Origin of the sequence: Lysobacter sp. Root667 (assembly GCF_001427715.1) — a bacterium.
Lineage (GTDB): Bacteria > Pseudomonadota > Gammaproteobacteria > Xanthomonadales > Xanthomonadaceae > Lysobacter.
This window is the reverse complement of sequence record NZ_LMHF01000015.1, coordinates 72,247-93,004: the sequence shown is the minus strand read 5'-3', so window position 1 is coordinate 93,004 and position 20,758 is coordinate 72,247. Positions and strand designations below refer to the sequence as shown.

Here is a 20,758-nt window from a genome sequence, read left to right as displayed (position 1 = left end):
AAGATCCCAGCCGCAAGGCTTCTCCAGGACCGGCGAACGCGCCGAGGCCTCGCTTACGGGCGGGGTGCGGCATGACCGCACTGCGAGAAGCGATCGATACCACCACGCTGGGCTGGATCAAGCCGGAGCTGGACGAAACCCTGCGCCAGGCGCGTCAGGAGATCGAGGCCTACGCCGAAGATCCCACCGACACCAGCCGCATGCGTTTCTGCGCCAGCCACCTGCACCAGGTGCACGGCACCCTGCGCATGGTCGAGCTGTACGCTCCGGCCATGGTCGCCGAGGAAATGGAGCGCCTGGCGCTGGCGCTGCAGCAGGGCCAGGTCGGCGATCGCGACGAAGCCTGCGCGGCGCTGATGCGCGGCGTCGTGCTGCTGCCCGACTACCTGGAACGCCTGCAGGGCGGTCACCGCGACATTCCGATCGTGCTGCTGCCGCTGCTCAACGAACTGCGCGCCTCGCGCGGCGAGCCCGGCCTCAACGAAAGCGTGCTGTTCGCGCCCGACCTCGACCGTCCGCTGCCTGCGCACCTCGCGCCGCCGCCGCCGAGCTCGGCCGCGCGCGGCAACACCAATCTGCATCTGTCGGCCCTGCGCGACGCCCTCGCGACGTGGCCGGAAGACGGCGCGCCGGCCGATGCCGGCAAGCTCGCCCAGGCCGTCGACGGCCTGCTCGCCGATGTCGTGCTGGAACCGGTGCGGCGCATGCTGTGGGTGGCCTCCTCGGTCGCCGGCGCGCTGCGCGACGGCGCCCTGCCGGCCACGCGCGCGCTGCGCCAGGCCTTCGGCGGCGTCGAACGCGAAGCCCGGCAGATGCTCGCCGACGACGGCTTCGCCGCTCCGCGCGGCGAACCCGCGGCCGAGCCGACCCGTCAGCTGCTGTATCACGTCGCCCACAGCGACGGCCGCCATCCGGCCCTGGACGACCTGCGTCAGACCTTCGAGCTCGACTCGCACCTGCCCAGCGAATCCGAACTCGAACACGCCCGCGGCAGCCTCAGCGGCCGCAACCGCGCGCTGCTGGACACCGTGTCGGCGGCGATCAAGGAAGACCTGCTGCGGGTCAAGGACGCGCTCGACCTGCACCTGCGCACCAACCAGACCGATGCCGGCCAGCTGCGACCGCAGGTCGAAGCGCTGGCCCGCGTCAGCGACACGCTGGGCATGATGGGGCTGGGCGTCGCCCGCACCGTGGTGCTGCAGCAGCGCGACGCGATGATCGAAATCGCCGAAGGCAAGCGCCCGGCCGACGAGGGCGCGCTGCTCGATGTCGCCGGCGCGCTGCTCTACGTCGACGCCTCCCTGGACGACCAGGTTTCGCGCCTGGGCCTGCCCGAGGCCAAGGCCGACGAAGACCTGCTGGCCGGCGAATCGCGCAAAGTGCTGGACGTGGTCGTGCGCGAAGCCATCGCCAACTTCGGCGACGCGCGCCAATCCTTCGTCGCCTTCGTCGAAACCAACTGGGATCACGCCGAGCTGGTCGAAGTGCCGCGCGTGCTGGACGAAGTCGCCGGCGCGTTGCGCATGCTGGAACTGCCGCTGCCGGCCGATTACCTGACCGGCGTCAAGCGCTACACCGAGGTCGAGCTGATCGGCCGCCACCGTGTGCCCAACGGCCAGCAGCTCGACACGCTCGCCGACGCGCTCGCGAGCCTGGAGTACTACCTCGAAGCGCTGCGCGAGCAGCGACCGAACCGCGACGACATACTCGACATCGCGCGCCAGAGCCTGGAAGCGCTGCGTTACTGGCCGCTGCCGGAGATCGTGCGCGAGCCCGATCCCTCCGTCGCCACGGTCGAAGCCACGCCCGCCGCGGGCCGTATCGAACTGCCGGAAGCGTCCGAGATCGACGCCATGGTCGCCGGTCGCTCGCACCTGGAATACGTCGCACCGGAGATCCAGGCCGCCGCGCCGGTCGCGCCCGCGCCGCAAGCGGAGCCCGTGCCCGCGGTCGCCGAACTTCCGCGCCAGTCCGCGGCCACCGGCGGTTTCGCGCACAGCGACGACATCGACGATGAAATCCGCGACATCTTCCTGGAAGAGTTCCAGGAAGAGATCGGCAACCTCGACGAGTTGCTCCCGGCCTGGCGCGAAGCGCCCGAGGACCTGGAGCGCCTGTATCCGATCCGCCGCGTCTTCCACACCCTCAAGGGCAGCGGCCGCCTGGTCGGCGCCAAGACCCTGGGCGAGTTCAGCTGGAAGATCGAAAGCCTGCTCAACCGCGTGCGCGACCACGGCCGTACGGTCAGCCCCGAGCTGATCGACCTGGTGGGTCACGCTCACCGCGCCTTGCCGCAGCTGTATTCGGCACTGCGCAACGAAGGCCCGATCACCGCCGATCTGGCCGGCATCGAGGCCCACGCCGATCTGCTCGCCACCGGCGAGGAAGCCTTCTACCGGCCGATGCACCTGGTCGCGCCGGTCGTGCCTGCCGTGGAAATTCCGGCCGAGCCCGCGCCGGAAGCCGTCGTCGAAGTTCCGGTTGCGGTCGAACCCGAAAGCTTCGTGCTCGACATCGAGCCCGAAGCGGCACCCGCTGTGGAAGCGGAGATCGTCGAAGCCGCGACCCCGGTCGCCGCTGCCGAGCCGGGCGGCGTGCCCGCTTCGGTCGATGCGGTGCTGCTGGAGATCCTCGACACCGAGGTCACCGGCCATCTGGTCACGATCCAGCGTTGGCTCGCCGCCGCCCAGGCCGCGCCGTCGCCAGCAGACGATGGTCTGCAGCGCGCGATCCATACTCTCAACGGCGCGTTCGCGATGACCGAAGTACCGGTCATCACCGACGTGATCGCCCCGACCGAGGTTTACGTCAAGCGTCTGCTGGCTGCGGGCAGCCCGGCCAGCGACGAAGGCGTCGCCGCCATCGGCGCGGTCGCGGTCGCGATCGAACGCACCCTGGCCAGCCTCAAGTCCGAACCGCAGAGCGTGCCGGTGTTCCCCGGTTTGGCCGAGCGCATGCTCGCGCTGCGCGACAGCCTGCCCGATGCGCGCTCGAACCAGCAGTTCGAAGAGCCGCATCTGGAAACGGTGGAATCGGTCGAGTCGCCGTTCGCCGACGCCAGCCTGGACAGCGAACTCACCGCGCTCGACCTGAGCGAGTACGGCCAGCTCGACGACGACGTCGCTCCAGCCGGCCTGGTACGCGGCCAAAGCGCGGTCGATCTGGATGCGCCGGAGCAGGAAGCGTCCGTGGGCGCCGAGTTCGTCGGCGTGATCGCCGGCGCCATCGCGTCGGTCAGCTCGGACGACGATGCCCTGGCTGCAGCCGCTGAAGCCGAACGCGCCGCCGCCGAACAGGCCGAAGCCGAGCGTATCGAAGCCGAACGCATCGCCGCGGAGCGCGCCGAAGCAGAACGCATCGAAGCCGAGCGCATCGCTGCGGAGCAGGCCGAAGCCGAGCGCGTCGAAGCCGAGCGCATCGCTGCGGAGCAGGCCGAAGCCGAGCGCGTCGAAGCCGAGCGTCTTGCCGCGGAACAGGCCGAAGCCGAACGCGCCGAAGCCGAGCGCCTTGCCGCCGAGCAGGCCGAAGCCGAACGCGCCGAAGCCGAGCGTCTTGCCGCCGAGCAGGCAGAAGCCGAGCGCGCCGAAGCCGAGCGTCTTGCCGCTGAGCAGGCAGAAGCCGAACGCGCCGAAGCCGAGCGTCTTGCCGCTGAGCAGGCCGAAGCCGAACGTCTCGAAGCCGAACGCCTCGCCGCCGAGCAGGCCGAAGCCGAACGTCTCGAAGCCGAACGCATCGCTGCCGAACAGGCCGAAGGCGAACGTCTCGAAGCCGAACGCATCGCTGCCGAACAGGCCGAAGCCGAACGTCTCGAAGCCGAGCGCCTCGCTGCGGAACAGGCGGAAGCCGAGCGCATCGCCGAAGAGGAGCGCGAGTACGCGCGCCTGGAAGCCGAATACGCCGAAGCCGAACGCGCCGCCCGCGAACAGCAGGCGGCCGCCGAAGCCGCGATCGCCGCTGCCGTCGCGCCGGGTGCCGATGCCCTGGCGCCTCAGCCCGCCGCGAACGACGAGGCTGCCGAGCCGGCAGTCGCCGAAACCGTCGAAACGGCCGAGGCCGAGCCGCTGCCGGAAACCCTGGCACGCATTCTCGACGCCAACCCCGATCCGGACGAAGCGCTGGACCTCAGCGAGCTCGATCCGGAACTGGTCGACATCTTCGTCGAAGAAGCCGGCGACCTGCTCGACGAGTCCGACGGTCACGTGGTCCGCCTGCGCGAGATGCCGAACGAGCGCGAACCGCTCGTGGGCCTGCAGCGCAATCTGCACACGCTCAAGGGCAGTGCGCGCATGGCCGGCATCATGGCCGTGGGCGAACTCGGTCACGCCATGGAGTCGCTGCTCGAAGCGGTGGTCGACCAGCGCAGCGAGCTCGGCCGCGACGGCGTGCCCTTGCTCGAGCGCGGTTTCGACCGTCTGCACGCGATGATCACCCGGGTCGGCGCACGCCGTGCGATCGCCATGCCCGAGGCGCTGATCTCCGAATTCGATGCCCGCGCTCGCGGCGAGATCTACACCGCCCCGACCGTCACCGACGACGGCACCATCGTCCCGGCGACCGCGCCCAAGGTCGAACTCAAGCCGCTGTCGGCGCCATTGGTCGAAATGGACGCTGGCGACGACGAGGATATCGGCGTGCGCGCGCCGCAGGAACAGGTGCGTATCCGCGCCGACCTGCTCGACCGCCTGGTCAACTACGCCGGCGAAGTCGCGATCTACCGCGCCCGCCTGGAGCAGCAGCTGGGTGCGTTCCGCGGCGCGATCGCGGAAATGGCGCAGACCAACACGCGTATGCGCGACCAGCTGCGTCGTCTGGAAATCGAAACCGAAGCCCAGATCATCGCGCGCTACCAGCGCGAGGGCGACGTCAGCGACCAGTCCTTCGATCCGCTCGAACTCGACCGCTTCTCCAACCTGCAGCAGCTCTCGCGAGCGCTGTCGGAGTCCGCGGCCGACCAGGGCAGCCTGCAGACCACGCTCGACGACCTCACGCGCCAGTACGAAACCCTGCTGCTGCAACAGTCGCGAGTCAGCTCGGACCTGCAGGAAGGCCTCATGCGCACGCGCATGGTGCCGTTCGATGCGTTGCTGCCGCGCTTGCGCCGCGTCGTGCGCCAGGCCTCGGGCGAACTGGGCAAGCAGGTCCAGCTCAAGCTCGACGGCACTCAGGGCGAACTCGATCGCAACGTGCTCGAGCGCATGACCGCGCCGCTGGAGCACATGCTCCGCAACGCCGTCGCGCACGGTCTGGAAACGCCCGCGCAACGCAAGAAGGCCGGCAAGCCGGAAGAGGGCACGGTCCGTATCGCGGTACGCCGCGAAGGTTCCGAAGTCGTGCTGGAAGTGGCAGACGACGGCGCCGGCCTGAACCGCGCCGCGATCCGTCGCCGCGGCGAAGAACGCGGCCTGGTTCGCAGCGAAGCGGTGCTGGCCGACAGCGATCTCGACGCGCTGATTCTGGAACCGGGCTTCTCCACCGCCGACGAGGTCAGCCGATTGGCCGGCCGCGGCGTCGGTATGGACGTGGTCGCCAGCGAAGTACGTCAGCTCGGCGGCACGCTCGATATCCAGTCGCGTCCGGGCCACGGCGTCACCTTCACCCTGCGCCTGCCGCAGACGCTCGCGGTCACCCAGGCGGTGTTCGTGCGCATCGGCGACACCACGTTCGCGGTGCCGATCGCCTCGGTGCGCGGCGTCGGCCGGATCGCGCGCGAGGGCCTCGAAGCCGAAGGCGCGAACTACCGTTACGGCGGCGAAGACTACGCCGTGCACGATCTCGGCCTGCTGCTCGGCCACGCTCCGGCCAGGGCCGAAGGCCAGTTGCAGATGCCGCTGCTGCTGATCCGCTCCGGCGATCTGCGCGCCGCGGTCACCGTCGACCAGGTCGTCGGCAACCGCGAAATCGTGGTCAAGCCGGTCGGTCCGCAGGTCGCCTCGGTGCCGGGCATCTTCGGCGGCACCATCATGGGCGACGGCCGCGTGGTCGTGATCCTCGACGTCGCTCCGCTGGTGCGTCGTCACGCGCTGCTGCCGCGCGATCACGTGCCGGCGCCGGTGGTTCCGATCGAGACCCGCCGCGTGCCGCTGGTGATGGTGGTCGACGACTCGGTCACCATGCGCAAGGTCACCGGCCGCGTGCTGGAGCGCCACAACTTCGAGGTCGTGACCGCGAAGGACGGCCTCGACGCGCTGGAGCGCATGACCGACGTCGTGCCTGACCTGATGCTGCTCGACATCGAAATGCCGCGCATGGACGGTTACGAGCTGGCCACGCAGATGAAGTCGGACGCGCGCCTGCGCGACGTGCCCATCGTGATGATCACCTCGCGTACCGGCGACAAGCATCGTCAACGCGCGCTCGAGATCGGCGTGGCACGCTACCTGGGCAAGCCTTACCAGGAGCCGGAACTGATGCGCAACGTGTTCGAATTGTTGGGAATCGCGCGACACCATGAGTGATTCGAGCAGACGAGTGGCGTTGCTGGCGCGCGAAGGCGCGGCCCGCGACCGCCTGCGCGGCGCCCTCAACGACGCCGGCGCGCAATTGGTACTGGAAGCCGATCCGACCCGGTTGCAGCCGGCCGAGCTCAGTGCGGTCGCTCCGGAGGTGGTCGTGGTCGCACTCGACCAGGTCACCGAGGACGCGCTGGACCGTTTCGAAAGCGTGCTGGTCGATCCCTCGATCGAGGTGCTGTTCGAGGAAGCCGAGCTCGCCGCCACCCGCGAAGGCTGGGACGCGGCGCGATGGGTGCGCCACCTCAGCGCCAAGCTGCACCGCCATAACGACGTGCTGCCGCCGGGCCGCGAGCCGGAAGCGGAGCAGGCGCTGTTCGCGCCCGAGGCCGATCGTCCCTATGTTCCGCCGATGCGCGAAGAGGCCTACGCCGGCTTCGACCCGGTGGCCGCCGAGATTCCCAGCGGCGGCCTGTCTTTCGTCGCCAACGACCACGTCGCGGAGCTGCCGCCGGAATTGCCGCCGGAAATGCCCGAGCTGCCGCAGATCGAGCTCGAAGGCGCGTTCGACGACGCCCCGACCGAACTGAAGCCGTTCGAATCGACGTTCGATATCGACGCCGATCCCGACGCCGCGCCCGTGACCGAGGCGGCGGTGGAACTGGCGCCGTTCGAGTCCAGCTTCGATTTCGAAGCCGAGCCGGAAGCCGAGCCCGAGCGCATCGCCGCGCCGGCGCCGGCCGCCGCGGCGCCGGTGATGATGTACGAGACCAAGTTCGAGTTCGTTTCCGAACGCGTGCCGCCGCCGCTGCCGCCGGAAGCCATGTCGGCCGACGCCGAAGCGACCGAGCCCGCGCCGCGCGCCGAGGCCGAGAAGGCGCCGGTGATCGCGCCGGACTGGGGCTTCGACGACGAAGCGCCGGCCCTGCGTCAGACCGAACAGGCCGCGAACGCCGACGGCCGCCTGCGTCACGATCTCGGCGCTATCGAAGAGCGTATCTCCTCGATGGAGCTGGTCGACGACCGCCCGAGCCAGGCCGTCGGCGGCGCCGTGCTGGTCCTGGCCGGTATCGGCGGGCCCGACGCGGTGCGGCAACTGCTGGGCGCCATGCCCGAAGACTTCCCGCGTCCGCTGCTGGTGCAACAGCGCCTCGACGGCGGCCGCTACGACAAGCTGGTCGCGCAGATGCAGCGCGCGACCTCGGTGCTGGTGAAGCTGGCCGAGCCGGGTTCGCGCGCGATCGGCGGGGTGATCTACATCCTGCCCGCGGGCGTCGGCATCAACGTCACCGACTCCGGCATCCAGTTCAACGACGACGGCGGCGACGTGCTCGCGGCCTTGCCGCCGGCCGACAGCGCGGTGCTGATGCTCAGCGGCAGCGATCCGAACCTGGTCGACGCGGCGATGAACCATGCCGGGGCCGGCGCGCTGGTCGCCGGCCAGGCGCCCGACGGCTGCTTCGACGCGGCTGCGCCCAACGCGCTGATCGCGCGCGGCGGCGAAGCGGGCCAACCGGCCGAACTGGCCGCGCGCCTCGCCGCGCGCTGGTCCTGAGGAAACCGAACGACATGTCCGAGCAGAACACCACCGTGCAGAGCGACATCCGAGGCGTGCTGATCCAGGTGTCCGGCGCCCGCCTGCTGCTGCCCAACGCCACCATCGCCGAAGTGCTGTCCTATGCGCCGCCGGAGCCGATCGCCGAGGCGCCGCATTGGCTGCTCGGCCGCCTGCGCTGGCGCGGCTGGCAGCTGCCGCTGATCGCGTTCGCCGAGATGGCCGGCTTCGCCAACGAGAATGCCGCGCTGGGCAGCAAGGTCATCGTGCTGAAGGCGCTGGGTGGCGATCCGCGCGCGCCGTACTTCGCGATCCTGACCCAGGGCTTCCCGCGCCTGGTCACGGTGTCGCAGGACGGCCTGCAGCTGGACGCGAATCAGGAAGGCATCCCGCAGGGCGTGCATGCGCGCGTCGTGCTCAACGAGGACGTGGCCTACGTGCCCGACCTGGTCGCGGTCGAAGCCCTGATCGGCGGCGCGCTCGCGCAGGCCGCCTGAGCGGTACCCCCGCACGCAGCGTGGGCGTCACCGCGACCTCCGCTGCCCCGCCGCGTTACTCCTCTGTCGACGCGCTGCGCGGCCTGACCGTCGCGGCGATGCTGCTGGTCAACAATCCCGGCGACTGGAGCCACGTCTACGCGCCGCTGCTGCACGCGCCCTGGCATGGCTGTACGCCGACCGACCTGATCTTTCCGACGTTCCTGTTCATCGTCGGCGTGTCGATCGCGCTGGCCCTGAACCCGCGCCTGGAGCGCGGCGACGCGCGGGGCGCGCTGAGCCGCACCGTGCTGACCCGCGCCGCGCGCATCCTCGGCCTGGGCCTGCTGCTGCATCTGTGCGCGTGGTGGGCGTTCGACCTGGCGCACTACCGCGTGATGGGCGTGCTGCAACGCATCGGCCTATGTTTCGGCGCGGCCGGGCTGTGCGCGATCTGGCTGCCGGCGCGTGCGCAGTGGCCGCTGCTGATCGCGCTGTTGGGCGGCTACGGCCTGTTGCTGGCCGCGGGCGGCAGCTACGAGCCCTACGCCAACCTCGCCAGCCGTTTCGATACGCAATGGCTGGGCGTCCACGTTTACCAACTGGAGCCCGGCCTCGGCCGCGGCCACGATCCCGAAGGCTTGCTCAGCACCTTGGGCGCGTTGGCGACGACCCTGCTCGGGCTGCGCGCGGGCGGCTGGCTGCGTGCCGGACGCGTGCGCGCTCTGTGGCTCGCCGGCGCCGTGTGCATGGCGCTGGGCTATGCCGCGTCCTACGTCCAGCCGCTCAACAAGAACCTGTGGACGTCCAGTTACGTGTTGTGGACCGGTGGTATCGCCTGCTGGACGCTGGCGGCGTTACACCTCGCGATCGACCGGCACGGCTGGCCTGCGCTCGGCCGCGCCCTCGGCGTCAACGCGATTGCGGCCTACGCCGGCTCGGCTTTCCTGCTGTATGCGCTGGTCGCTGCCGGCTGGCTGGAGCCGCTGTATCGGCACGCTTTCGCGGCTTGGATGACGCCGCGTTTCGGCCCGACTCTGCCGTCGTTGGCCTATGCGCTCGCGTTCGTGGCGCTGTGGTGGGGCGTCGTGCGGCTGCTGGATGCGCGGCGGATCTACTTCAAGATCTAGGTCTTCCAGATCGAGGTCTTCAATATCCGGGCGTCGTTCTCAGGCCAGATCGCCGAACCGCGCCTGCAAGGCCGCGATCGCAGCCAGACCCGCGGTTTCGGTGCGCAGGATGCGCGGCCCGAGCTTGAGGCCGGCGAAGCCGGCGGTGCGCAACTGCTCGCGGTCCAGGGGCGACCAGCCGCCCTCGGGGCCGATGGCGAGATAGACCGGCGCGCCCTCGTCCACGGCCAGGGTCGAGAACGCGAGTTCGCCTTCCGGATCCAGGATCAGGCGCAAGCCTCCGGCCGGCAGCGCGGCCAGCGCCGCGGTGAGCGACAGCGGCGCGGCCACTTCGGGTACCTGCGCGCGGCCGCTTTGTTCGCAGGCCGAGGCGACCACGCTGCGCCAGTGCGCGCGCCGCTTCTCGGCGCGCGCCTCGTCCAGCTTGACCTCGCTGCGCTGCGACCACAGCGGATGCAGCGCGGCCACGCCGAGTTCGGTCGCCTTCTGCAGGATCAGGTCCATCTTCTCGCCGCGCGCGATGCCCTGCAGCAGGATCAGTCGCAGCGGCGATTCGCGGTCGACCGCGGAAGCCTCGCCGATCGCCACCCGCAGCTCGCGCTTGCCCAGGGCGACGATGCGCGCCGGGTAGTCGTGGCCGTCGCCGTTGAACAGCACGCAGGCATCGCCGACGCCCAGCCGCAGCACCCGCGCCAGATGCGTGGCCGGTCCCTCGGGCAGGGCGATCTCGCTGCCGGCATGCAGGGTCTGGTCGATGTGGACCCGGGTCAGCCTCATGCCTGCGCCTCCGCGACCGCGTGATCGATGGCCTCGCGCGTGGTGCGCGCGAGCAGTTCCAGCGCATCGTCGTCGATGCAGTAGGGCGGCATCCAGTACAGCACGTCGCCCAACGGCCGCAGCAGCACGCCCCGCTCCAGCGCCGCGCGATAGGCGCGCAGGCCGATCCGCGCGGCCGGGTCGAACGGCGTGCGCTTGTCGCCGCCGCGGCTGAGTTCGAAGGCGACGATCATGCCGGCCTGGCGCGCGTCGGCGACATGGGCATGCGCGGCCAGCGGTTCGGCCAGCGCGGCCATGCGCGCGGCGGTGGCGCGGTTGCGCGCGACGATGTCGTCGCTGGCGAAGATGCCCAGCGAAGCCAGCGCCGCGGCGCAGGCCAAGGGGTTGCCGGTGTAGCTGTGCGAATGCAGGAAGGCGCGTTCGCGCGAATCGTCGAGGAAGCCGTCGTAGATGGCCTGCGTGGTCAGCACCGCGGCCAGCGGCAGCGCGCCGCCGGTCAACCCCTTGGACAGGCACAGCAGGTCGGGGGCGATGCCGGCCTGTTCGGACGCGAACATCGTGCCGGTGCGGCCGAAGCCGACCGCGATCTCGTCGGCGATCAGGAATACGCCGAACTCGTCGCACAGCGCGCGCACGTGCCGCAGATAAGAAGCGTCGTGCATGCGCATGCCGCCGGCGCACTGCACGCGCGGCTCCAGGATCAGCGCGCAGACCTCGCCGGCATGGCGTTCGAGCAGGGCGCGCAGGCCGTCGGCGGCCTGCAGCGCGCGCTGTGCCGGGGTTTCGCCGGGCTCGCACAGGTAGGTGTCCGGCGAGGGCGCGAACAGCGCCTCGGCCAGCAGCGGCGCGTAGACGCGGCGGTACAGCGGGATGTCGCCGACCGCGAGCGCGCCCAGGGTTTCGCCGTGGTAGCCGTTGTCCAGGGCGATGAACTTGGTGCGCCCGGTCACGCCGCGGTTGCGGAACCAGTGGAAGGCCATCTTCAGCGCGACCTCGACCCCGGCCGAGCCGTTGTCGGCGTAGAACACCTTGCTCAGCGGCGCGCGGCCGGGCTCGCGCGGGGCGATCCGGAGCAGGCGCTCGGCCAGCTCCACCGCCGGCGCGTGCGAGCAGCCGGCCAGGATCACGTGCTCCAGGGTGCGCGCCTGGGTCGCGATGGCCTCGGCGATGCGCGGCTCGGCATGGCCGAACAGGTTGGTCCACCAGCTCGAGATCGCGTCCAGGTAGCGGCGCCCGTCGCGGCCGATCAGCCACGGCCCCTGGCCGCTGGCGACCGGCAGCAGCGGCAGCGTGTCGGGGTGCTCGCGCATTTGCGTGCACGGGTGCCAGAGCACGGCGAGGTCGCGTTTGCGCCAGGCTTCGGCCTCGGAGACGCCGCCCTCTGCTAGCATCGCGGCATGCTGATTCGTTTCCTGCATCCGGGCATTATCCCGCCTTTTGCGCCCCGCACACCTATCGCAGGAGCGGTCTCGTGAGCCGGCGTCTGCCCATTATTCATGCGGTCACCGAGCACGATGCCGGCCCCTACAAGCTGGAACGGCTGGACCTGGAGTTCTCCAACGGCGAGCGCCGCCGCTACGAGCGCCTGCTCGGGCGCGGCCACGGCGCCGTGGTGGTGGTGCCGATGCTCGACGCCGAGACCGTGCTGCTGGTGCGCGAGTACGCCGCCGGCGTGCATCGCTACGAGCTGGGCCTGGTCAAGGGCCGGATCGACGAGGGCGAGAGCGCGATCCAGGCCGCCGACCGCGAACTCAAGGAAGAAGCCGGTTACGGCGCGCGTTCGTTGACCCTGCTGCGTTCGCTGTCGCTGGCGCCGACCTACATGAGCCACCAGGCGCAGTTGGTGGTCGCGCGCGATCTCTACCCCGAGCGCCTGCCCGGCGACGAACCCGAAGAGCTCGAAGTCGTGCCCTGGAAGCTCGATCGCCTGCACGAGTTGATCCTGTGCGAGGACTTTTCCGAAGGCCGCAGCATCGCGGCGCTGTTCATCGCCCGCGAATGGTTGCGTACCCAAGCATGACCGACACCGCCCCCGACTATGTAGACACCGCCTTGATCGAAGGCGCGATCGCGATCGCGCGCGACGCTGCCGCCGCGATCCTGGCGATCTACGAACAGGACTTCGACGTCGAACACAAGGCCGACGCCTCGCCGCTGACCGCGGCCGACCTGGCCGCGCACCACTGCATCGTCGACGGTTTGGCCAGGCTCACCCCCGACATTCCGGTGCTGTCGGAGGAATCCGCGCACGAGGTGTCGTTCGAGCAGCGCCGGCAATGGCGCCGGCTGTGGCTGGTCGATCCGCTCGACGGCACCCGCGAGTTCGTCAAGCGCAACGGCGAATTCACCGTCAACCTGGCCCTGATCGACGACGGCGTGCCGATGTTCGGCGTGGTCCAGGCGCCGGTCGGCGGCGGGCTCTGGTACGGCGTGCGCGGCGGCCGCGCATTCCGCCGCGATGGCGATCAGCAGCGGCAGTTGCAGGTGCGTATCCCCGCGACCGCGCCGCTGCGCGTGGCCGCGAGCCGTTCGCACCGCGACGCCCGCACCGAGGCGTTCATGGCGCGGCTGTCCGATCTCGCCGGCGGCCAGGTCGAGCCGATCGGGCTGGGCTCGTCGCTGAAGTTCTGCCGGATCGCCGAGGGCGGCATGGACATCTACCCGCGCTTCGGCCCGACCAGCGAATGGGATACCGCCGCCGGCCAATGCGTGCTCGAAGCCGCGGGCGGGCAGGTGCTGGATCCCAGCGGCCGGCCGTTCCGCTACAACCAGCGCGCGCGCATCCTCAACGGCGACTTCATCGCCGTCGGCGATCCGGCGCTGCCCTGGCGGGAATGCCTCGATGGCTGACGGTACCGAACTGCCCGACGGCATCGCCGGCCTGATCGCGATCATGGCGCGCCTGCGCGCCCCGGTCGGCGGCTGCCCCTGGGACGTCGAGCAGACCTTCGCCACCATCGCACCGTACACGGTCGAGGAAGCCTACGAAGTCGCCGACGCGATCGACCGCAACGACCTGCCGGCACTGAAGGACGAACTCGGCGACCTGCTGCTGCAGGTTGTGTTCCACGCGCGCATGGCCGAAGAGCAGGGCGCGTTCGCGTTCGCCGACGTGGTCGCCGCGATCAGCGACAAGATGGTGCGCCGCCACCCGCACGTGTTCGCCGGTGCCAGCGTCGAGGACGCCGAAGCGCAGACCGTGGCCTGGGAAGAGCAGAAACGGCGCGAGCGCGCGGCAGCCGGCGAGGCCGACACCTCCGCGCTGGCCGGCATCGCCCGCGGCCTGCCGGAATGGCAGCGCGCGGTGAAACTGCAAAAGCGCGCGGCCTCGGTCGGTTTCGACTGGCCCGAGGTGACGCCGGTGATCGCCAAGCTGCACGAGGAAATCGACGAAGTCCGCGCCGAATTCGCTGCCGTCGCCGCCGCGCCCGAGGACGCGGCCGCGCGCGACCGCCTTGAAGACGAGATCGGCGACCTGCTGTTCGTCGCCGCCAACCTGGCCCGGCACGGCAAAGTCGACGTCGGCGCCGCGCTGCGTCGCGCGAACCTCAAGTTCGAGCGCAGGTTCCGGGCGATGGAGGCCCTGGCGGCAGCGGAGGGCACGTCGCTGGCGCAGCGTACGCTCGAAGAGCAGGAAAATTACTGGGAGCGCATCAAGCGCGAAGCCCACGGCGGAGCCTGAAGCGGCGGTTCGAGCGCCGGACGGATGGGCCGGGTACGAATGCCAGCGGCGTACAGTAGGCGCGAAGCTTGTTCGTCGGGTCGGCGGCGACACCGCTCCGACCCTGGGACGGACGCCGAGCCGTAACCATAGGAGGACAGGGACATGCCCACTCGGTTCGCCAGTTTCCGCGAGTTCTACCCCTTCTATCTAAGCGAACACAGCAACCGCACCAGCCGCCGCCTGCATTTCATCGGCAGCTGCGGAGTATTGGCGTTGCTGGCACTGGCCCTCGTCCAGGGCCGCCCCTGGCTGCTGCTGGCGGCCTTGTTCTGCGGTTACGGCTTCGCCTGGGTCGGGCATTTCTTCTTCGAGAAGAACCGGCCTGCGACCTTCAAGCACCCGTTCTATTCGTTCGTGGGCGACTGGGTGATGTTCAAGGACATCCTGACCGGCAAGATCCGCTTCTAACCGGCTGCGAAGGCGCTCGGATCCGACTCGGGGCTGGCCCCCCGTCGTTACGCGCTTCGGCGACTGCCCATTGCCAGCGCCCGGACGACCGGGCGCGACGTAGCCGGATTATGTCGCCAAGCGCAGTTCGCTATACCTGACGCGGTGCCGGAGCGGCCGGGCCATCCTGCTGTTTGGTCTGGATGGACACCGACTGCTGCTGTGCCCGGCCACGGTCGAGCGCACCATGCGTTCTGTGGTGGTCTAATGAGGCCGTTCCACCTGCTGCAGCGCTGCATACATGCGCGCAAGACGACCAAGTCACGCAAGCGCCAGCGCCTGCTGCTGGCCGCCGCCTGAGCTGTTAGCTCCAGGGCCGAGCCTGCGGCAGGCGGGCATTATTCTCGACAACTGAATCAAGGCGACTGCGCCTGTGGTACCCCATGCCCGAGCAGGACACTGATGTGCGGCGGCTAATGTTGGCGGCGCCTGAACACTGCTTGATCGCGCGATGGAGTTTAAATTCGCTTTACAGGTGGGCCAGGACCTGGTTGAACGAGGTCTGGTGGTCGTCGTTCCGTAGTTGCGACAGCCGGGTCTGCGGTAGGCTGAGCCGGCGGGCGAGGCCATGATCGTTCGTGGATCTGTATCGCTCTCTTTAATGTGTCCCCACGGTCAAGCTAATCCCATCGGGCCACCCTATAGTCGCCGCTTCGCCAATTTCCCACCGGGATGCGCGCGCGGCCTCGAGACGCTACGACAAGGAGATTGGACATGCCCAAGGACTACGAAAACCCGCTCAATCCCGATAATCATCAGACGCCGTGGGAAGCCGCGCGTAAGCCCAGGGACGCCACCCAGTTCTACGACCAGGTCGGCAGCGGCACCAAGGCGCTGACCGCCGTGCCAATGGACCTGCTGCGCGCCAATACCGCGACCTTCTTCCGCTCCGACGATCGGCCGACAGCCGAGATTTTCCGCGACGGCTTCGCTCCGCGCGACGGCCAAGGCATCGTCTACCGCCTGATGAAGCAGGACATCCACCCGCACACCGCGGTCTGCATGACGGGCACGATGGAGGCCGCGTCGCTGTTCCCGATCAAGGTGGACCGCACGCGCGCGGACTTCGACCCATCCCAGAAGGAGGCGCCGGAGGAAACGCGCGTCTACGTCATCGCGCCGAAAGCACTGTTCAACACCCACGACATTCAGGCTCGCTTCGCGGCGCGCGTGGTTCGCGACCAAGGCGCCGAACAGCTGACCATGGCGGCGGACAACCTGTTCGGCCTTGAGCGCGCCGCGCCGCGTATCGCGCCGGAGGATGTCATCGGCGCGTTCACCGTCAGGCGCACGTGGGCGGGGCGGGACTATCTGGCCGGCGGCACCTTTGAGGTGACCGACTACACGCCCAATCCAGGCGCCCTCGCGCACACCGACAAGCAAGAGGCCCTGCGCCGCGCCTATCCCGCCCATACCGCCGGCAACCTGGCGTTGAAGGCGGATGTGCCGGGGAGCACCACCAGGCTGGTGGCGCGATACGTAAAAGATGGCAACGTTGCCGCCGAGGCGCCCGACCCGGTGCTGGGTCCCACGGTGTCCGGCCCCATCAGCGAGTCGCAGGCGCGCGCACAGGAGGCGGTACGCACCACGCGCGCCGCACAGGTCGAGGTCTGGAACACCTGGAAGCGCGGCGTCTCCAACCCCGAGCAGGGCATCGCCGCGGACACGCCGGTGACGGTGCGCAAGATCGACGATCGCAGCGCGTTCCTTGCGGAGATCGAGAAGTTCGAGCTGCGCATGGGCAAGACCGACGAGCGCAGCGCCATCGCGCGCAAGAAGCATTTCGACGAGGGCGAGCACGCGCCCGGCGCCGAGCAATACGTCGCCTACAAGAACGATGTGCCGGTCGGCTGGATGACGCTGGACACCAGCGCCGGCGTGCGCATCGACAAGATCTGCACCGATGCCAAGCCCGCGCACGACGAGGGCGTGGGCACCAAGCTGTTGGTGGAGGCCGTCGGCGCGTCGCGGCGCCATGGCGGCGGCGGCACGGTGTCCATGGCCGGCTCGGACACGCTGAAGTACGCCAGTACCGATGGCGGCCTGTACGCGCGCATGGGCATCAACGACGTCGGCGGCCGCAGCGAACTGGTCCTGCCGAGCCCCGAGCTGGGCATCGCCGCGGACACGCCGGTGATGGTGCGCAAGATCGACGATCGCAGCGCATTCCTTGCGGAGATCGAGAAGTTCGAGCTGCGCATGGGCAAGACCGACGAGCCCGGCGCCATCGCGCGCTGGAGGCATTCCAAGGAGGGCGACAACACGCCCGGCACCGAGCAGTACGTCGCCTACAAGAACGACGTGCCGGTCGGCTGGATGACGCTGGACACCAGCGCCGGCGCGCGGATCGACAAGATCTGCACCGATGCCAAGCCCGCGCACGATGCGGGCGTGGGCACCCAGCTGATGGTGGAGGCCGTTGGCGCGTCGCTGCGCCATGGCGGCAACGGCACGGTGTCCATGGCCGGCCCGGACACGCTGAAATACGCCAGTACCGACGGCAGCCTGTACGCGCGCATGGGCTGCCACGACGCCGGCGGCCGCAGCGAACTGTTCCCGTCCAACCACGTCGACCGCGGTGCCGACGGCGCGCCGACTCATCCGTACTGGGAGTCCACGCGGGTACCGTTGGGCACCTTCACCAAACGCGGCGGCGAACAGTTCGGCGAGCGCATCGCCTACGTGCAGGACGCCGGTCACCGGCTAGAGCCGACGGCCGCGCCGCAGCTCGCGGCGCCGGAGCGTCCGAAGTTGTTCAACGACGCCATGACAGCGATCAACAGGCTTGGCACGGTGAAGGGCCTGGACAGCGACTACGACCGTGCGTGCATGGCCGCGTCGCTGGCCGCCTCCGCGCACGCAAGCCGGATGACGCAAATCGACACGGTGACGCCCGGCACCAAGGGCAACCTCATCGCCGTGCAGGGAGATCCCACCTCCCCGGCGCGCCAGATGGTGTCGGCCACCATCGGACTGGGCGCGGGGACGCCGCTAGACGACAGTCTCGCGCGGCTGGACCGGCCACTCTCGCCGAACGTGGCGACACCCGAACCGGGGGCGCGCGATGTGGGAATGGGCGGGCGCTAAGGCGCCCCGAGGGCGGCGCGCGCGCTCTTCATCGGCAGCATAGGCTTTGGGGACGGCTGCCAGTCCGGCCCGCGGCAGGGCGAGGGACTGTAGGAATCGAAAGTGGGACATGGCGACTGGGAAATGGCATTGAGCCTCGTTCATATACCCGGAAATTAGTGCGAAGCGCAAACAGAATGCGTGGCTGAGCTGGGCATGGACTGTGTGTCCGCGTAACGCCTGGTCGGGCCATGGGCGGATGCCGCTGTGGCTGGCTCAGAAGATGAAGTATGGCCGGAGCGTCACAGACATCCTGATTGCCGGCCTAGGAAGACCAATCGCACGCAAGAGCAGTTCAATAAGCAAACGAACGCTATTCAAGCAGGGCTGACAGAATCCTAGATGCGTGAAGGGGGCGCAGGCTCCATTCCGCACGTGCGGCGTTCCATGCAAAGGTGTGCGCTGCCACTTTTGCCACCTCGTGGACTTCCGAACGAACTGCACGCAAGGCATCATTGAATGCGCTACTTGTGTGGCGTAACCATGCGCGAACTCCGCGGTGCGGCCGGACACGGCGACGGGGGCGTTTGTAGGTCCCCCTCTGGCCGACGCTATGCGAAATGCCGCGCCGGATCGGTCGGAGCGGCTCGTCCGAGGAGGCTCACTCCAGGAAGATCAGCCAGGCCGCGACCACGATCAGGCCGAAGCCGGCCCAGTGGTTCCACTTCAGCGGCTGCTCCAGGTACCAGGCCGAGAAGCCGGCGAACACCAGCAGGGTGATGACCTCCTGCAGGCCCTTGAGCTGCGGCGCCGAGTAGACCGCGCTGCCGATGCGGTTGGCCGGGACCATCAGGCAGTACTCGAAGAAGGCGATGCCCCAGCTGACCAGGATCGCGGCGGTCAGCGGCGCCGACTTGTACTTGAGGTGGCCGTACCAGGCGAAGGTCATGAACAGATTGGAGCCCAGTAGCAGCAGGATCGGGTACAGGCGGTCGGCGAGCATGGGTGCGGTTCGTACGGGAAAGTGGGGCAGCTTAAACCCCACGCCTTCACGGTGCGTCCACCCTGGTCGCGGCAATCTTCACAAAACTGAAGGGAACTGGAGATCTGCATGCAGGGCACTAGAGACGGGGGCTTGGTCCTGATCGTGGAGGACAACCGCAATATCTCCGAAATGGTGGGCGAATACCTGGAAGGCCGTGGTTTCGAGGTCGACTACGCCGCGGACGGCCTGGACGGCTACCGCCTGGCCGCCGAAAACAGTTACGACGTGGTCGTCTTGGACCTGATGCTGCCGCGCCTGGACGGCATCGAAGTGTGCAAGCGCCTGCGCGAAGAAGCGCGCAAGTCGACGCCGGTGCTGATGTTGACCGCGCGCGACACCCTGGACGAGAAGCTGACCGGCCTGAGCGCCGGCGCCGACGACTATCTGACCAAGCCTTTCGCGATCCAGGAACTCGAGGCGCGCCTGCGCGCCCTGATCCGGCGCGAGCGCCGCCAGGTCGGCGGCGAGGTGCTCAAGGTCGCCGATCTGGTGCTGGACCCGGCCAGCCTGCGCGTGACCCGCGGCGGCAGCGAGCTGCAGCTCTCGCCCATCGGCCTGCGTTTGCTGACCATCCTGATGCGCGAATCGCCGCGCGTGGTCAGCCGGCAGGAGATCGAGCGCGAGATCTGGGGCAACGGCCTGCCGGACTCGGACACCTTGCGCAGCCATCTCTACAACCTGCGCAAGACCATCGACAAGCCGTTCGGCAAGCAACTGCTGCACACCGTGCAGAGCGCCGGCTACCGGGTCGCGGACATCTCGCAACCGCCGGACTGAGCCTGTCGCCATGCCGCAGGGGTTGCCGCGCAAGATCAAGCTTGCCTTCATCGCGCAGGCTTTGATCGGCAGCATCGTGATCACGCTGGGCATCGGCCTGGCGGGATTCGCGGTGCGCAACCTGGTGCTCGAACAGCGCATGCAGCGCGAAGCCGATGCGTTCTGGGCCGGGTATGCGCGCAACCCGCAACACCCCCTGCCCATCACCTCGACCACGGTCGGCTACTTCGTCGCCGCCGGCGCCAGCGAAGAGGCCCTGCCCGCGGCCGCGCGCGGCGTCGTCCGACAGGGGATGAACGAACTGCCGGGCGACGAGCGCGTGATGCTGGTCGACCGGCGCAAGGCGGGCACGTTCTACCTGTTGTACTCGTCGGAGCTGATCGACGAGGCGATCGTGTTCACCGGGCTGGGCTCGTTGCTGCTGTCGTTGTTGACCATGTACTTCATCTCCTGGCTGACCTACCGCAACACCAAGCGCCTGGTGACGCCGGTCAACCGTCTCGCCGCCGCGGTCGCGCACTGGGACCCGCGCGATCCGCGCGCCGCCGCCGTGTCCCTGGAGGACCTGCCCGGCGAGATCGGCAGCGAAGTGCTGCAGCTGTCGGCCGCGCTGCGCGGCCTGGCCCAGCGCCTCGGCGACTTCGTCCAGCGCGAGCGCGATTTCACCCGCGACGCCAGCCACGAGCTGCGCACCCCGTTGACCGTGATCCGGGTCGCCACGGACCTGATGCTGGGCGACCCGGAAACGCCGGTGCGCGCGCAACGCTCGCTGGCGCGGGTGCAACGCGCCGGGCGCGACATGGAAGCGGTGATCGACGCCTTCCTGATCCTGGCCCGCGAGGCGGAAGTCGCGCCGCAGAGCGAGGAATTCCCGGTTCGCGAGATCGTCGACCACGAGGTCGAACGCGTGCGGCCGATGCTGACCGGCAAAGAGGTCGAGCTCAGCGTGACCGACGACGGCGCACCGAGGCTGCTGGCGCCGCCGCATGTGCTCAGCGTGATGGTCGGAAACCTGCTGAGCAATGCGGTGCGCTTCACCGATTCCGGCCGCATCGAAGTGCGTCTGGCCCGCGACCGCATCGAGATCCGCGACACCGGCATCGGCATGTCGGCAGAAACCCTCAACCGCGCCTTCGATCCGTTCTACCGCGCGGATTTCTCCGGTGTGGACGGTAAGGGCATGGGGCTGTCGATCGTGCGCCGGCTTGGCGAACGCTTCGGCTGGCCGGTCCAGCTCAGCAGCGTGCCGGGACAGGGCACGGTGGCCGTCATTCGCTTCAACCGCTGAATCCACAGGCCGCACGCCGGCATC

At 69.3% G+C, this 20,758-nt stretch carries 14 protein-coding genes; 11 read left to right on the top strand and 3 right to left on the bottom strand.

The window, feature by feature from the left end; translation table 11 throughout:
- Positions 1-71: 71 nt before the first annotated feature.
- The 4 genes from ASD78_RS18115 to ASD78_RS18100 are packed head-to-tail and all read left to right on the top strand — an operon-like array spanning position 72 to position 9,610.
- Complete coding sequence (locus tag ASD78_RS18115) at positions 72-6,455, top strand: Hpt domain-containing protein (protein ID WP_056104044.1); 6,384 nt, start codon at positions 72-74, stop codon at positions 6,453-6,455.
- The gene (locus tag ASD78_RS18110; protein WP_156087868.1) at positions 6,448-8,004 is read left to right on the top strand and encodes a chemotaxis protein CheB; all 1,557 of its coding nucleotides are present in this window, start codon (positions 6,448-6,450) and stop codon (positions 8,002-8,004) included. The genes ASD78_RS18115 and ASD78_RS18110 overlap by 8 nt, the downstream gene beginning before the upstream one ends.
- A gap of 14 nt (positions 8,005-8,018) precedes the next feature.
- Positions 8,019-8,501, top strand: coding sequence for a chemotaxis protein CheW (locus tag ASD78_RS18105; RefSeq protein ID WP_055900543.1), 483 nt, complete (start codon positions 8,019-8,021; stop codon positions 8,499-8,501).
- Between the two features lie 20 nt (positions 8,502-8,521).
- Complete coding sequence (locus tag ASD78_RS18100) at positions 8,522-9,610, top strand: heparan-alpha-glucosaminide N-acetyltransferase domain-containing protein (RefSeq protein ID WP_255355406.1); 1,089 nt, start codon at positions 8,522-8,524, stop codon at positions 9,608-9,610.
- A 39-nt stretch (positions 9,611-9,649) separates the two neighbouring features.
- Here ASD78_RS18100 and ASD78_RS18095 read toward each other — a convergent pair whose 3' ends face one another.
- Together ASD78_RS18095 and bioA are read right to left on the bottom strand one after the other, a co-directional pair.
- The gene (locus ASD78_RS18095) at positions 9,650-10,387 is read right to left on the bottom strand and encodes a 16S rRNA (uracil(1498)-N(3))-methyltransferase (RefSeq protein ID WP_056104034.1); all 738 of its coding nucleotides are present in this window, start codon (positions 10,385-10,387) and stop codon (positions 9,650-9,652) included.
- Entirely contained in the window at positions 10,384-11,778 is a 1,395-nt protein-coding gene (bioA, locus tag ASD78_RS18090) for an adenosylmethionine--8-amino-7-oxononanoate transaminase (protein ID WP_056104270.1), read from the bottom strand. Before bioA ends, ASD78_RS18095 begins: the two co-directional genes overlap by 4 nt.
- An 80-nt stretch (positions 11,779-11,858) precedes the next feature.
- Between bioA and nudE the strand changes: the two genes are divergently transcribed.
- The 5 genes from nudE to ASD78_RS18065 all read left to right on the top strand — a co-directional run bounded on the left by nudE (position 11,859) and on the right by ASD78_RS18065 (position 17,645).
- Positions 11,859-12,407: an ADP compounds hydrolase NudE gene (gene nudE, locus ASD78_RS18085; RefSeq protein ID WP_055900549.1), complete on the top strand. Its 549-nt coding sequence runs from the start codon at positions 11,859-11,861 to the stop codon at positions 12,405-12,407.
- Entirely contained in the window at positions 12,404-13,237 is an 834-nt protein-coding gene (gene cysQ, locus ASD78_RS18080) for a 3'(2'),5'-bisphosphate nucleotidase CysQ (RefSeq protein WP_056104031.1), read from the top strand. The genes nudE and cysQ overlap by 4 nt, the downstream gene beginning before the upstream one ends.
- Positions 13,230-14,069 (top strand): nucleoside triphosphate pyrophosphohydrolase, encoded by an 840-nt coding sequence (mazG, locus tag ASD78_RS18075; protein WP_055900555.1) that lies wholly within the window; start codon positions 13,230-13,232, stop codon positions 14,067-14,069. Before cysQ ends, mazG begins: the two co-directional genes overlap by 8 nt.
- 144 nt (positions 14,070-14,213) lie before the next feature.
- Positions 14,214-14,519 carry a DUF962 domain-containing protein gene (locus ASD78_RS18070; RefSeq protein ID WP_056104029.1) on the top strand — a complete coding sequence of 102 codons (306 nt, stop codon included), beginning with the start codon at positions 14,214-14,216 and terminating at the stop codon, positions 14,517-14,519.
- Between the two features lie 753 nt (positions 14,520-15,272).
- Complete coding sequence (locus ASD78_RS18065; RefSeq protein WP_056104026.1) at positions 15,273-17,645, top strand: XVIPCD domain-containing protein; 2,373 nt, start codon at positions 15,273-15,275, stop codon at positions 17,643-17,645.
- 640 nt (positions 17,646-18,285) lie between these two features.
- Here ASD78_RS18065 and ASD78_RS18060 read toward each other — a convergent pair.
- Positions 18,286-18,627 (bottom strand): DMT family protein, encoded by a 342-nt coding sequence (locus ASD78_RS18060; protein ID WP_056104024.1) that lies wholly within the window; start codon positions 18,625-18,627, stop codon positions 18,286-18,288.
- Between the two features lie 108 nt (positions 18,628-18,735).
- Between ASD78_RS18060 and ASD78_RS18055 the strand changes: the two genes are divergently transcribed.
- Both ASD78_RS18055 and ASD78_RS18050 read left to right on the top strand, forming a co-directional pair.
- On the top strand, positions 18,736-19,446 hold the full coding sequence (locus ASD78_RS18055; protein WP_055900565.1) for a response regulator transcription factor: 711 nt from the start codon (positions 18,736-18,738) through the stop codon (positions 19,444-19,446).
- A 10-nt stretch (positions 19,447-19,456) separates the two neighbouring features.
- Positions 19,457-20,734 carry a HAMP domain-containing sensor histidine kinase gene (locus tag ASD78_RS18050; protein ID WP_056104022.1) on the top strand — a complete coding sequence of 426 codons (1,278 nt, stop codon included), beginning with the start codon at positions 19,457-19,459 and terminating at the stop codon, positions 20,732-20,734.
- Positions 20,735-20,758: the final 24 nt, after the last annotated feature.